The organism is Amycolatopsis sp. NPDC000009 (genome assembly GCF_055563465.1).
In genome coordinates this window covers 37692-50622 of the sequence record NZ_JBVHDI010000010.1, presented here as the reverse complement: position 1 = coordinate 50622, position 12931 = coordinate 37692, and the positions used below count along the sequence as shown (strand labels likewise).

The 12931-nt window shown below is 68.9% G+C and carries 11 protein-coding genes; 9 read left to right on the top strand and 2 right to left on the bottom strand.

The features are described 5' to 3' along the window. Nucleotides 1-21: 21 nt before the first annotated feature. From ACZ3HL_RS25065 to ACZ3HL_RS25050, 4 genes are read left to right on the top strand one after another with little or no spacing between them, the layout of a single operon-like run. Nucleotides 22-1380, top strand: coding sequence for a nitrate/nitrite transporter (locus ACZ3HL_RS25065; RefSeq protein ID WP_465534111.1), 1359 nt, complete (start codon nucleotides 22-24; stop codon nucleotides 1378-1380). Further along, nucleotides 1380-3884 (top strand): nitrite reductase large subunit NirB, encoded by a 2505-nt coding sequence (nirB, locus tag ACZ3HL_RS25060; RefSeq protein ID WP_465534109.1) that lies wholly within the window; start codon nucleotides 1380-1382, stop codon nucleotides 3882-3884. Before ACZ3HL_RS25065 ends, nirB begins: the two co-directional genes overlap by 1 nt. Then, on the top strand, nucleotides 3881-4228 hold the full coding sequence (nirD, locus tag ACZ3HL_RS25055; RefSeq protein WP_465534107.1) for a nitrite reductase small subunit NirD: 348 nt from the start codon (nucleotides 3881-3883) through the stop codon (nucleotides 4226-4228). Before nirB ends, nirD begins: the two co-directional genes overlap by 4 nt. After that, a complete protein-coding gene (locus tag ACZ3HL_RS25050; RefSeq protein WP_465534105.1) occupies nucleotides 4225-5328 on the top strand; it encodes a uroporphyrinogen-III synthase in 1104 nt (367 codons plus the stop codon). Before nirD ends, ACZ3HL_RS25050 begins: the two co-directional genes overlap by 4 nt. A 77-nt stretch (nucleotides 5329-5405) precedes the next feature. On the opposite strand, the gene ACZ3HL_RS25045 is transcribed toward ACZ3HL_RS25050, so the two are convergent. Both ACZ3HL_RS25045 and ACZ3HL_RS25040 read right to left on the bottom strand, forming a co-directional pair. Next, entirely contained in the window at nucleotides 5406-6524 is a 1119-nt protein-coding gene (locus ACZ3HL_RS25045) for a DNA glycosylase AlkZ-like family protein (protein WP_465534434.1), read from the bottom strand. A 9-nt stretch (nucleotides 6525-6533) separates the two neighbouring features. After that, nucleotides 6534-6929, bottom strand: coding sequence for a DUF3224 domain-containing protein (locus tag ACZ3HL_RS25040; RefSeq protein WP_465534103.1), 396 nt, complete (start codon nucleotides 6927-6929; stop codon nucleotides 6534-6536). A 60-nt stretch (nucleotides 6930-6989) separates the two neighbouring features. Here ACZ3HL_RS25040 and ACZ3HL_RS25035 point away from each other — a divergent pair, with 60 nt between their 5' ends. The 5 genes from ACZ3HL_RS25035 to ACZ3HL_RS25015 all read left to right on the top strand — a co-directional run bounded on the left by ACZ3HL_RS25035 (nucleotide 6990) and on the right by ACZ3HL_RS25015 (nucleotide 12712). Next, the gene (locus ACZ3HL_RS25035) at nucleotides 6990-7958 is read left to right on the top strand and encodes a helix-turn-helix transcriptional regulator (RefSeq protein ID WP_465534101.1); all 969 of its coding nucleotides are present in this window, start codon (nucleotides 6990-6992) and stop codon (nucleotides 7956-7958) included. Beyond that, entirely contained in the window at nucleotides 7951-8748 is a 798-nt protein-coding gene (locus ACZ3HL_RS25030) for a uroporphyrinogen-III synthase (protein ID WP_465534099.1), read from the top strand. Before ACZ3HL_RS25035 ends, ACZ3HL_RS25030 begins: the two co-directional genes overlap by 8 nt. A 96-nt stretch (nucleotides 8749-8844) precedes the next feature. Next, entirely contained in the window at nucleotides 8845-9708 is an 864-nt protein-coding gene (locus ACZ3HL_RS25025; protein WP_465534097.1) for a response regulator transcription factor, read from the top strand. Nucleotides 9709-9756: 48 nt separating this feature from the next. After that, nucleotides 9757-11322 carry a peroxidase family protein gene (locus ACZ3HL_RS25020; RefSeq protein WP_465534095.1) on the top strand — a complete coding sequence of 522 codons (1566 nt, stop codon included), beginning with the start codon at nucleotides 9757-9759 and terminating at the stop codon, nucleotides 11320-11322. Between the two features lie 100 nt (nucleotides 11323-11422). After that, nucleotides 11423-12712 (top strand): sensor histidine kinase, encoded by a 1290-nt coding sequence (locus tag ACZ3HL_RS25015; protein WP_465534093.1) that lies wholly within the window; start codon nucleotides 11423-11425, stop codon nucleotides 12710-12712. The last annotated feature ends 219 nt before the right edge of the window (nucleotides 12713-12931 follow it).

The following is a 12931-nucleotide window of genomic DNA, read 5'->3' as shown; positions in this document are numbered from 1 at the left end:
GCATCCACCAAGGAGGACCGCATGGCAGCTCGTGGAAAGCGCTGGATCGAGCACTGGGATCCGGAGAACGAGCGGTTCTGGGAGGAGACCGGGAAGAAGGTCGCCCGGCGGAACCTCTGGTTCTCCGTCCTCGCCGAGCACATCGGCTTCTCCGTCTGGACACTGTGGTCGGTCATGGTCCTGTTCATGGGCCCGCAGTACGGGTTCTCGGCCGCCGACAAGTTCCTGCTGGTCTCGACGCCGACGCTGATCGGCGCGCTGATGCGGCCGCTGTACACGTTCGCGGTGGCGCGGTTCGGCGGACGGAACTGGACGATCGTCAGCGCGCTGCTGCTGCTGGCGCCGACGATCCTGGCGGCGATCGCGATGCAGCCGGGCACCTCGCTCGGCACGTTCCTGCTGATCGCCGCGCTCGGCGGGGTCGGCGGTGGGAACTTCGCGTCGTCGATGACCAACATCAACGCGTTCTACCCCGAGAAGCACAAGGGCTGGGCGCTCGGGCTCAACGCGGGCGGCGGGAACCTCGGCGTGGCGGCGATCCAGCTGATCGGCCTGCTGGTCATCGGCACCGTCGGCGCGACCGCGCCGCGGGTGGTCCTCTACATCTACATTCCGCTGATCGTGGTCGCCGCGACCTGTGCGTACTTCTTCATGGACAACCTCGCCTCGATGAAGGGCGACACCAAGGCGATGCGCGAGGTCGTCAAGGATCCGCACACCTGGGTGATGTCGTTCCTCTACGTCGGCACGTTCGGTTCGTTCATCGGGTACAGCTTCGCGTTCGGCCTGGTGCTGCAGAACCAGTTCGGCCGGACGCCGTTGCAGGCGGCCGCGGTGACGTTCCTCGGCCCGCTGCTCGGTTCGCTCTCGCGGCCGACGGGCGGCTGGCTGGCCGACCGGATCGGCGGCGGCAAGATCACCTTCGTGACGTTCGTCGGCATGGCCGCGGCGACCGTGGTGCTGATCCTCGCGTCGACGTCGAACTCGCTGGCACTGTTCACCGTCGCGTTCATCGTGTTGTTCGTGCTCACCGGTATCGGCAACGGCTCGACGTACAAGATGATCCCGGCGATCTTCCGCGCCAAGGCGAAGGTCGCGATCAGCGAGGGCGCGGACGAGACGCTGGAGATGCTCAAGGCCCGCAGGCTTTCCGGTTCCTTGATCGGGCTGGCCGGGGCGATCGGCGCGCTCGGCGGGCTCTTCATCAACCTGGCCTTCCGCCAGTCGTTCGCGGACACGAAGAGCGGGGTGCCGGCGTTCGTCGCCTTCCTCGTCTTCTACGGCCTGTGCTTCGCCGTCACTTGGGCGGTGTACCTGCGCAAACAGCAGTCGGAGGTGGCGAGCACCCGAGGTCTGGCGCTCGCCGGGGCGGAGGTCTGATGCGGAAACTCGTCGTCGTCGGACATGGCATGGTCGCGCACCGGCTCGTCGAAGCGGTGCGCGCGGAGGACAAGGCGGGCGAGTGGCAGGTCGTGGTGCTCGCCGAGGAGGCGCGGCCCGCCTACGACCGTGTCGCCCTGACGTCCTATGTGGACACCTGGGATCCCGCGTCCCTCGCGTTGGAAGGCGCGGACTACGCGGACGATCCGCTGGTCGAGCTGCGGCTCGGTGACGCCGTCGCCTCGGTGGACCGGGACCGCAAGGTAGTCCTCACCGAGGCCGGATACGAGCAGCCGTACGACTCGCTCGTGCTGGCGACCGGTTCGCGGCCGTTCGTCCCGCCGGTGCCGGGGCACGATCTCCCCGGCTGCTTCGTCTACCGGACGATCGAAGACCTCGACGCCATCCGGGAAGCCGCTCAGCGTCCCGGCCGTGGACGTCGTTCGGCGGTCGTCATCGGCGGCGGGCTCCTGGGGCTGGAAGCCGCGAAGGCATTGCGGGACATGGGTCTTTCGCCGCACGTGGTCGAGATGGCGCCGCGCCTGATGCCGCTGCAGGTCGACGAAGGCGGCGGCGGTCTGCTCCGGCGGCTGATCACCGACCTCGACGTGACCGTCCACACGGGAACGTCGACCGACGCCATCGAGTCGGACGGCGAACGCTACATCGCGAAGCTCGGCAATGGCACCGAACTCGACGTCGACCTGGTCGTGTTCTCCGCCGGTATCCGTCCGCGCGACGATCTGGCGCGTTCGTCCGGCCTGGAAGTCGGCGCGCGGGGCGGGATCCTGGTCGACGACACCTGCCGGACGTCCGATCCCGCGGTGTACGCGATCGGTGAATGCGCGGCCGTGGACGGCAAGGTGTACGGCATCGTGGCGCCCGGGTACGCGATGGCGGAGATCGTCGCGGCACGGCTGACCGGCGGCGAGGGCAGCTTCCCCGAACCGGACATGTCGACGAAACTCAAGCTCATGGGGGTCGACGTCGCCAGCTTCGGCGACGCGCACGCGGCGACCGAGGGCGCGCTGGAGGTCGCGTTCAACGACGCCGTCGCCGGGACGTACAAGAAGCTCGTCGTCTCGGACGACTCGAAGACGTTGCTCGGCGGCGTGCTGGTCGGTGACGCGAGCGAGTTCAACACGCTGCGCGCGATGGTCGGCAGGCCGCTGCCCGCCGAACCGGGCGCGATCCTCGCTCCGGCCGGTGGCGGGGCGGCGGTCGGTGTCGACGCCCTGCCCGACGCCGCGCAGATCTGTTCCTGCAACGCGGTTTCCAAGGGCGCGATCACGCACGCGATCACCGAAGAGGGTTGCGATTCGGTCGCCAAGATCAAGGGCTGCACGCGGGCGGGCACGGCCTGCGGATCGTGTGTCCCGCTGCTGGGCAAGCTGCTGACGGCGTGCGGTGTCGAGCAGTCGAAGGCGCTGTGCGAGCACTTCACGCAGTCGCGCGCGGAGCTGTTCCAGATCCTCCAGGCCACGCGGATCACCACGTTCAGCGAGATGATCGACCGCTACGGCACCGGAACCGGCTGCGCGATCTGCAAACCGGCGATCGCGTCCATCCTGGCCACACTGGGCAACGGACACATCCTCGCCGGCGAGCAGGCGACGTTGCAGGACACCAACGACAAGTTCCTCGCGAACCTGCAGCGCAACGGGACCTACTCGGTGGTTCCGCGGATTCCGGGCGGCGAGGTCACGCCGGAGAAGCTCATGGTGATCGCTCAGGTGGCGATGGATTTCGGGCTGTACACCAAGATCACCGGCGGTCAGCGCATCGACCTGTTCGGCGCAGGAGTCGACCAGCTCCCGCTGATCTGGCGGCGGCTCGTCGACGCCGGGTTCGAGTCGGGGCACGCGTACGGGAAGTCGTTGCGCACGGTGAAGTCGTGCGTCGGTTCGACGTGGTGCCGCTACGGCGTGCAGGACAGCGTCGGGCTCGCGATCGAGCTCGAACTGCGGTATCGCGGCCTGCGTTCCCCGCACAAGCTGAAGTCGGCCGTCTCGGGCTGTGCGCGGGAATGTGCGGAGGCGCGGAGCAAGGACTTCGGTGTCATCGCCACCGACAAGGGCTGGAACCTCTACGTCGGCGGGAACGGCGGCGCGACCCCCCGGCACGCCGATCTGCTGGTGTCCGAAGTGGACACCGAGACGCTGATCCGCACGATCGACCGGTTCCTGATGTTCTACGTCCGCACGGCCGACCGCTTGCAGCGCACCGCGCCGTGGGTCGAGGAGATGGAGGGCGGACTCGACCACCTGCGCGCGGTGATCGTCGACGACAAGCTCGGCATCTGCGAAGACCTCGACGCGGCGATGGCCAAACACGTCGGCGACTACGCCGACGAGTGGCGCGGCGTGCTGGAGGACCCGGAGAAGCTGGCGAAGTTCAGCTCGTTCGTCAACGCGCCGGGCACGCCGGACCCGACGATCTCGTTCCGCACCGAACGCGACCAGAAGGTGCCCGTGCTGCTGGGCATCCCGGAGGTGAAACAGTGACGACCTCGATCCAGCGCACGTGGACCGCCGTCTGCGCGGCCGGTGCCGTCCCCGAATGGTCCGGGGTCGCCGCCCTGCTCGAAGGCGGGACGCAGGTGGCGATCTTCCGGCTGCCCGGAGACCGGTGGTACGCGCTGTCCAATGTGGACCCTATCAGCGGCGCGGCGGTGCTTTCACGAGGCATCGTCGGCGACGCGGGCGGCGTCCCCGTGGTGGCGTCGCCGGTGTACAAGGAACGCTTCGACCTGCGGACCGGGTCGTGCCTGGATGCCGAAGGAGTCTCGGTCGCGGCCTATCCGGTGCGGGTCACCGAGGGCATCGTGGAGGTGGAATTCTCACCGTGACAGAAGTCCTTCCCCTGGCGGGATTCGTCATCGGGATCACGGCGGCGCGGCGGGCTGACGAGCTCGGCGCGCTGTTCGTGCGTAAGGGTGCGACCGTGCGCTACGGCCCGGCCATCCGGATCGTGCCGCTCGCCGACGACACCGAACTGCGGGCGGCCACTCAGCGTCTGCTCGAAGACCGGGTCGACGCCGTCGTCGCGACGACCGGGATCGGCTTTCGCGGCTGGGTCGAGGCGGCTGAAGGCTGGGGCCTGGGGGAGGAGCTGCTCGACCGGCTCGGGAAGTCGTCGCTGCTGGCTCGCGGTCCGAAGGCGAAGGGCGCGATCCGCGCGGCCGGGCTTTCGGAGGATTACTCGCCAGCCTCGGAGAGCAACGCCGAAGTGCTTCGGCATCTGCTCGATTCCGGTGTGGACGGTCAGCGAATCGCGGTGCAGCTGCACGGCGAACCGCTTCCGTACTTTGTGGACAGTCTGCGCGCTGCGGGCGCCGAGGTGATCGAGGTGCCGGTGTACCGCTGGGTCGGGCCTGCCGATCCCGGCCCGCTGGACCGGCTGCTCGACGGTGTTCTCGACGGTTCGGTGGACGCGTTGCCGTTCACCAGCGCGCCCGCGGTGGCGTCCATGCTGGCGGTCGCGAAACGGACCGGACGATTGCCGGGAATCGTGCGGGCGCTGGAGAAGCGGGTCGTGGCGGCCTGCGTCGGGCCGATCACCGCCGCGCCGCTGGCCGCGCTCGGGATCCCGACGGTCCAGCCCGCGCGGTCGCGGATCGGGGCGTTGGCGCGGACGGTGTCCGAGGCGTTGGAATCCCGTTCGCCTCACCTGACCGCGGGTGGCCGGAGTATCGAACTGCGGGGGCAGGCAGCGCTGGTGGACGGGCAATGGTGTGACATCGCGCCCGCGCCGATGGCGATGCTGCGGGCGCTGGCGGAGTCACCGGGGCGGGTGTTCTCCCGGCGGGAGCTGATCTCGGCGTTGCCCGACGGCGGCGAGGAACACGCCGTCGAGACCGCCATCGGGCGTCTGCGGAGCTCGTTGGGGGCACCGAAACTCGTCCAGACGGTGGTGAAACGCGGCTACCGCCTGGCCGTCGACCCCTGACGCCCGCATTTCGTCCTCTGGATGCGGTCCTTGCGCGTGCAACTACCGCATTCAGAGGACGAAATGCGGGAGGTCGGTCAGGAGAAGGTGACGCGGTGGGTGGGGAAGCCCCGGGCGGCGGCGACGCGGGCCGCCTCCGCTTCGGCCGCTTGACGCACGGACGGGCGGAGGGCGTCGAACGAGGTGACGGTGAAGTCGAGCCGTTTCTTCCCGCTCGCTTTGGCCCGCCACACGCCGGCGATCTCGCCGTCGGCCAGCAGCGCGCCGGGACTGCCGAGGATCTTCCAGACCTCCTTCTGCCGGGCCTTGTCCGGCACCAGCACGGCGCGGTCGCGCGCCTGGACGAACGGGTCCAGCGGCGGCAGCAGGCGCACGACGTCCGGCTCCGGCGGTTTCTCCAGCAGCGGCACGCGGTCTTCCGGCAGGTACGCCTTCTTGCCGTCGACCCGGACCTCGGCCAGGCCGTCCGGCCACATCGCGTCGACGCCGCCGCGGGTCGTCCCGACGTACGCGGCGGCGTCGCCAGGGGCGGCCGGACCGTTGATCCGCAGGTAGCCCTCGACGACGCGTTTTGCCGCCTCGACGTCCGGCGAGGTCTTGAGACGGCCTCGCCTTTCCAGCGGTGCCAACGTCGCCGGCGTCGCGCCCGCTTCCAGCCGGACCCCGCCATGGATCGACGCGACCCGCATCAGCTGCTCGTAGATGTGCACGACACCGCAGCCGCGACAGGCGTACGACAGTCCGCTGGGGATCAGTTTCGTGACCGCGCCGCTGACCGTGCCCTTGGTCTGAGGGCCGGTGACGACCTCGCGGATCGCCTTCGCCGCGGTGAACAGCGCGTCCGTCGCGGACATGCCCGCGTCCTCCACCTGCTTGCGCTGCCAGAGGACCCGCGCCATCGCGTCCTTCTCGTCGAGCGGCACGAGCGCGGCCCGGATCGCGTCCAGTTCGGCGCGGCGGTGGAAATGCGGCGCGCCGCGATGCGTCCATGCGAGGACGAAACGTCCGTCGTCCCAGACCGCGGGCGTGACGTCGCCGTCGACCCGGGCGGCGAGGCCCAGCAGCGCGGTGTCCCGCACGGAATCCTGCAGCCCGAGGTCGAACACGGCCGCCGCGGCCGGATCCGTCTCCTCACGGTGCAGCCCGTGGGCCGCGATCCGGTACGCCAGCACCTGCTCGCGATCGACCTCGATCACCATTCCTCCCTAGAGCGCGTATTCGAGCGTGTACGACATCGTCGGCTCACCGAGCGCGCCGGTCGTGGTGCCGGTGCCGGTGATCCCGGCGAGTTCACCCGTTCCGGAGCCCTCGACGACCGTGAACGCCGACGTGATCCCCTGCGCGTCGAAGCCGGTTTCGTGTTTGATCACGAAGCTTCCCTTACGTCCGTCCATACTGCCTTCGATCCGTTCCAGGCCGGGAGAGGTCGTGTCGCCGCCGTCGTAGCCCTCACCCGCGTAGTACAGCAGGTAGTCGATGACCGACTCGCCTTCGATCAGCCCGCTGTAGGCGAACGTGGCGTGCGCGTAGGCGACTCGCGGCGCTCCCTCGGTGCCGCTGACGATGGATTCTTCCCAGTTCTTCATGGCGAACGTGTTCATGGGTTCACCCTGTCAGCCATACCTGTCAGGATGTGTCAGGTTTTCTGGGATACTCGGTTCATGCGCGCGAGCAGGCTCCTGTCCGTTCTCCTCCTGCTGCAGAACCGCGGCCGGATGACGGCCGAGGAGCTGGCGGCCGAGCTGGAGGTGTCGGTCCGGACGGTCTACCGCGACGTCGAGGCGCTGTCCGCGGCCGGCGTGCCGGTGTACGCCGATCGCGGCCGCACGGGCGGGTATCAGCTGGTCGACGGGTATCGCACGCGGCTGACCGGGCTGACCGAGGAGGAGGCGCAATCGCTTTCGCTGGCGGGCCTGCCGGGCGCGGCCGGCGAGCTCGGGCTGGGTACGGTCCTCGCCGCCGCCCAGCTCAAACTGCACGCGGCGATGCCCGCGGAGCTGCGTTCCGGGGCGAGCAAGATCTCCGAACGGTTCCACCTGGACGTCCCCGGCTGGCACCGCGGGATCGAAAGCCTGCCGCGACTGTCCGCACTGGCGGACGCGGTCTGGCACGCGCGACGGATCAAGGTCAGGTACGAACGCTGGGGGCAGCGGAAGGTCGATCGCGTCCTCGAACCGCTGGGGTTGATCCTCAAGGTCGGGAACTGGTATCTCGCGGCGCGGTGCGACGGGAGCGACCGGACCTACCGGGTTTCCCGGATCGAGGAGCTCGAAGACCTCGGTGAGACCTTCGAACGGCCGTCCGACTTCGACCTCGCCCGCTACTGGCACGAATGGTCGGAGCAGTTCGAAAAGCGGATGTACTCGCGGACGGCGGTGGTGCGGCTGAACGGGTTCGCCCGCACTCTTCTGCCGTTCTACCTCGGGGCCGTCGGGGCCCGGGCGTTGCGGGAAACGGACGCAGAGCCGGACGAAGACGACTGGCTCACGATGGAACTGCCGGTGGAACCGGGAGAATCGGCCGTCGGCGAACTACTGCGGTTCGGCGGGAACCTCGAAGTGCTCGAACCGCCGGAGCTGCGCGAGCGGCTGGCGGACGAGATCAGGAAGATGGGCGTGCGTTATGGCTGACCTGGACGGCATCACGATCGGGATCACCGCCGAGCGGCGGGCCGACGACTTCATCGGTGCGCTGACGCGGCGCGGCGCGACCGTCCTGCACGCGCCCACCATCCGGATCGTCCCGCTGCCCGACGACACCGAACTGCGGGCGGCGACGGACGCCGTACTGGCCGGACCGGTCGGGTTCACCGCGGTCACCACCGGCGCCGGGTTTCGCGGCTGGCTTTCGGCGGCCGAAGGCTGGGGGCTGCGCGAGCCGTTGCTGGACCGGCTGGCGGCGTCGAGGATCTTCGTACGGGGACCGAAGGCGGCAGGCGCGGTGCGGGGCGAGGGGCTGCGCGAGGAATTCTCGGCACCCGAGGAGAGCAACGCGGAACTGTTCGAGGGGCTGCGTGACGCCGGGGTGCGCGGGGAACGGGTCGCCGTCCAACTGCACGGCACCCTGTTGCCCGAACTCACCGGTTCGCTGCGGGACGCGGGCGCCGAGGTCGTCCAGGCGCAGCCGTATCGCTGGCTTTCGCCCGCCGACGTCGCACCTGTGCACGAACTCGTCGAAAGCGTCATTTCCGGACGCGTGCACGCTTTGGCCTTCACCTCCGCTCCGGCGGCCGCGAACCTGCTGACGCTGGCGGGGTCGCGTCGCGAGGAGCTCCTCGACGCACTGCGCGGTCCGGTGCTGTGCGCGTGCGTCGGACCGGTGACCGCCGCTCCGCTGGAAGCGGCCGGGGTACCGACCGTCCAGCCCGAACGTCAGCGGCTCGGCGCGTTGGTCAAATTGCTCGCCGCAGAACTCGGCTGACCGAATCGCCCGATTCCCCCTTTTGGTCCAGACCTGTCGGCGCATATTCGGCTACCCTGTGTCCACCCTGCGGTGTGGGCAGGAAGCAGGCCGATCATGTCCGGACCTCATTCTCCAACCTGTGACCGCGTTGCGAAGATCGTCCTCCGCTGCCGTGACGGACTGCTCCGGGACGCGCTTTCCGATTGGCTCGGCGCCCAGCCGGGTTACACGGTGGCCGGAGCGAGTGCGACCGGCACGGGATTGTTGCGCCTGTGCGAACTGCGGTCGCCCGACATCGCCGTCGTGGAGTTCCGCGACGCCGGTTCCGATGAGCTTGATCTGCTTGCCTGCCTGAAGAAGTACGGCTCGCTACGGGTGGTCGGGATGCACAACGCGCTGGACGCGCAGGCCGTCGCCGTGCTGTTCCAGGCCGGAGTGGATCGTGTGGTGAGCATGCGTTCCGGGCTCGTGCGGCTCCTGGAAGCGCTGAACGAAGCGCGGGGGGCCCGGGGGCAGGCCGTCACGGGTGGCCTGACCGAACGCGAACTCCAGGTGCTCGCGCTCATCTGTGCCGGGCATTCGGCGAACGAGGCGGCCGACATCCTGGCGATCAGCCCGCATACGGTCATCAACCACAAACGTCGTATCTTCACGAAACTCCAGGTACAGAGCCGAACCGAAGCCGTGGCCGAGGTCGCGCGCCTCGGCTTGCGGCTCCCCGGTGAGGTTTCCGGTGACAGCGGCGAGATCCGGCCCAGGGCGGGCGACCTCACCAGACGCGAACGGGAGATCCTCGATTCGATCGCCCGCGGTGATTCGGTCCGCCAGACCGCGCAGTCCTTGGGTATCGCGATCAAGACGGTCCAGTGTGAACAGCGCCAGCTCTTCACCAAGCTCCGCGCGCGGAACCGGCCGGACGCCCTCACCCGGGCGCTCCGGCTCGGCCTGCTCGACCTAGGTGTCCCGAGGCAGTCCTAGGTCGTACTCGTCATGGCGGGCGATCACGGCTGGGTGGAAGTTCTCCTTGTGAGCGCAAAAGATCGCAGTCGAGCGACGACCATCAGCCGTCGAGGAGTCCTCGGTGGCATCACCGCCGGTGCGGCGGCCGTGGCCTTGCCGGGCACCGCGCGGGCGCAGGAAGCGGTGACGGCGACGTCACCGCGGTTCTTCGGCCGGATGTTCCCCTCCCTGCCGCCGTTCCGGCAGCCCACACCCCAGGTGCTGGCGGCATTGAGGGAATTGGGCAGACCGGGCGGGATCATGGACGCCAGAGATCCTTTGCACGAGGGCCCGGTCCGGCTCATCACCAACCCGGAGTTGAGCCCGAACAACACCGACAACCCGTTCCACACGGCAGGAACGACGTTCTTCGGGCAATTCGTGGACCACGATTTCACCTTCGATCTCGATTCCCGGCTCGGCGTTCCCACCGCGCCGGAGACCTCACCGAACACACGGATACCGACGCTGACCTTGGATTCGGTGTACGGAGGCGGTCCGGACGCGACGCCCGAGTTCTACGACCCGGCCGACCGGGTCAAGTTCCGGGTGGAGAACGGCGGCCTGTTCGAAGACCTGCCCCGCCGCGCGGACCGGGTCGCGATCATCGCCGACCCGCGCAACGACGAGAACCTGATCATCGGCGGCATGCACGCGGCGTTCCTGTTGTTCCACAACCGGGTCGTGGACCACCTTCGTGCCCAGGGAGTGCCGACGCCGCAGGTGTTCGCCGAAGCGCGGCGGCTGGTCACCTGGCACTACCAGTGGATCATCGTGCACGAGTTCCTGCCGCAGACCATCGGACATGGCCTGACGCAGGACTTTCTCACCCACGGCAGGCGATTTTTCAAGCCGGCGCCCGGGCAGCACTTCATGCCGGTCGAATTCCAAGGTGCGGCGTATCGGTTCGGGCACAGCATGGTCCGGCCGTCCTACCGGGCGAATCTGCGCGGCGACGTCGGTGGTGATCCGGCCACCGGGGCACCGGCGTTCTTCGGGTTCATCTTCGACCCGGCGGGCGAGGGTCAGGCGGACCCGGTCGACCTGCGTGGCCGCGCGCGGGCCCGGCGCCGGTTCATCGGCTGGCAGACGTTCTTCGACTTCGGTGACGGCGAGATACGGCCGAACAAACGGATCGACACGCTGATCTCCTCACCGCTGTTCACCCTGCCACTGGCCGCGATCCCGACCGGCGACGCGCCGACGGCGCTGCCGCAGCGAAACCTGCTGCGGCACGTGACCTGGTCGCTGCCCTCGGGGCAGGAGGTCGCGCGGTTCATGGGCATCCCGGTGCTCACCGCGGAGATCTTCCCGGAGTTGCGGCAGTTCGGCGTGGGGTTCGAGGCCAACACCCCGCTTTGGTACTACGTCCTGAAAGAGGGCAAGTATCTCGGCGATGGCATCACGCTCGCCGGGGTGGGCGCGCGGATCACGGGCGAGGTGTTCTTCGCGATGCTGGAACTGGATCCGTCGTCGTACCTGTCGGTGAATCGCTCGTGGAGGCCGACGTTGCCGCGAAGGGCGGGGCACACGTTCACGATGGTCGATCTGCTGACCTTCGCTCGCGTCGATCCAGCTTCGCGGGGGCAGTGAAGGGTCGTGAGTGGCGACTCCGGTCGGCGCATTCGGCCGTCTTGACGGAGGTGGCCCCCTTTGCCAGGCTCGACACACCGGACGCACGGGAGGGCGGCGGATGTCCGAGTCTCAATCGGTCACCTTCGTGCGCGCGATGTTGCGGAAGGGATCTTCGGTGCTGGGCGCCAGCCCCGCCGACGAAGCACCCGACCCCGATTCCGTCCCCGACTGGCGCTATCGCGAAGACGCCGGCGATTCGCTGCTGATGCGCGCGATCCGTTACTCCGCACTCGGCCCGATCTTCTACCGGGTGGCCGCGTTCCCCAAGGTGTACATCGGTTTTCTGGTCGCGAACGGATCGGCCGGGATCGTCCCGGTGCTGAGCACGACGATCTTGGCGGTCTTGCTGAACGTCTTCGCGATCTGGTGGGTAGTGCGGGGCCGCGGGATCCGGGCGAAGACGTCCGGGCGGCTGATGTACGCGGATCTCGCGGTGGGCATGGTGCTCACGACGGTCGCCGCCGCCACGGCGCCGCCCGAGATCCAGCCGTTCGCCGTCGACGTCGCGTGGACCTGGCTGGTGGGGACGGTGGGACTGTGGACGCTGTCGTTCGGCCTGCCTGCCGCGTCCCTGCTGGTGGTCGTGGCCGTTCCCTTCCGGGCGTTCCTGACCTGGATCGGCGGGCTCCCGATCGACGACCCGCTCGCGGTGAGCCGGTCGGTGGGGTGCATGGTCGCGTTGGTCGTGGCGATGGTGACCACGGCGGGGATCCTGATCCTGCTCGGCGTCGGGACCCGGTTCGCACTGGGGATCGGAATGCGCCGCGGGCAGCGCGCCGAACGCCTGCGGACCCAGCGGGTCATGCACGACTCCGTGCTCCAGACCTTGGAAGCGATGGGCTTGGAAGCACCGGACGACGAATCCGCGGCCCCGGGAAGGCTCGCGGAGGTGCGCGCGACGGCGCGGGCGCAGGCCGCCGAACTGCGGCGTGAACTGACGGGTCCCGATGTGCCGTCGGCGCGTGGCCTCGCGGCGGACCTCGCCGAGGTCGCCACCGAAATGGCGCGCGACGGCCTCCGCACGCAGCTCGTCGCCGCCGAGACCGAAGAGGACTACCGTCTCTCGCACGCGCGCCGGACCGCCATCCGCGACGCCGTCCGCGAAGCGCTCCGAAACACCGTGAAGCACGCTGGGACGAAACAGGTCGTGCTTCGCGTCGAGGAGTGCGAAGGCGGCGTCGCGGTCATCGCGCGGGACCAGGGGACCGGCTTCAGCATGCTGGACCGGCCGCCGGGCTTCGGGATCAGCCAGTCGATCATGGCGCGGCTGGCGGAGGTCGGCGGGCGGGGGACGATCGATTCGCAGCCGGGGCGGGGGACCCGGGTGACGTTGTGGGTGCCGCACTGAGGCCTCGGCTTGGGGGAGCAAGGGACCTTTGCTATCGCTTGGTTAGCATGCCTACGTAAGTGGTAGCAAAGGTCCCTTGCTCTCTTTCCGCAGGTCAGAGCGGCGACTGTGTGGATTTCGGGTCATCTGACGCACCAAAATCCACACGGTCGGTAGGCGTCGTTACGCGGAGTGCGGGGTGTGTGGAAATAGGGACACTCAACGTCCCTATTTCCACAC

Coding starts and splice junctions, on each gene's coding strand:
- ACZ3HL_RS25065 (WP_465534111.1), top strand. CDS start 22: ATGGCAGCTCGTGGAAAGCGCTGGATCGAGCACTGGGATCCGGAGAAC.
- nirB (WP_465534109.1), top strand. CDS start 1,380: ATGCGGAAACTCGTCGTCGTCGGACATGGCATGGTCGCGCACCGGCTC.
- ACZ3HL_RS25040 (WP_465534103.1), bottom strand. CDS start 6,929: ATGAACACGTTCGCCATGAAGAACTGGGAAGAATCCATCGTCAGCGGC.
- ACZ3HL_RS25035 (WP_465534101.1), top strand. CDS start 6,990: ATGCGCGCGAGCAGGCTCCTGTCCGTTCTCCTCCTGCTGCAGAACCGC.
- ACZ3HL_RS25030 (WP_465534099.1), top strand. CDS start 7,951: ATGGCTGACCTGGACGGCATCACGATCGGGATCACCGCCGAGCGGCGG.
- ACZ3HL_RS25025 (WP_465534097.1), top strand. CDS start 8,845: ATGTCCGGACCTCATTCTCCAACCTGTGACCGCGTTGCGAAGATCGTC.
- ACZ3HL_RS25015 (WP_465534093.1), top strand. CDS start 11,423: ATGTCCGAGTCTCAATCGGTCACCTTCGTGCGCGCGATGTTGCGGAAG.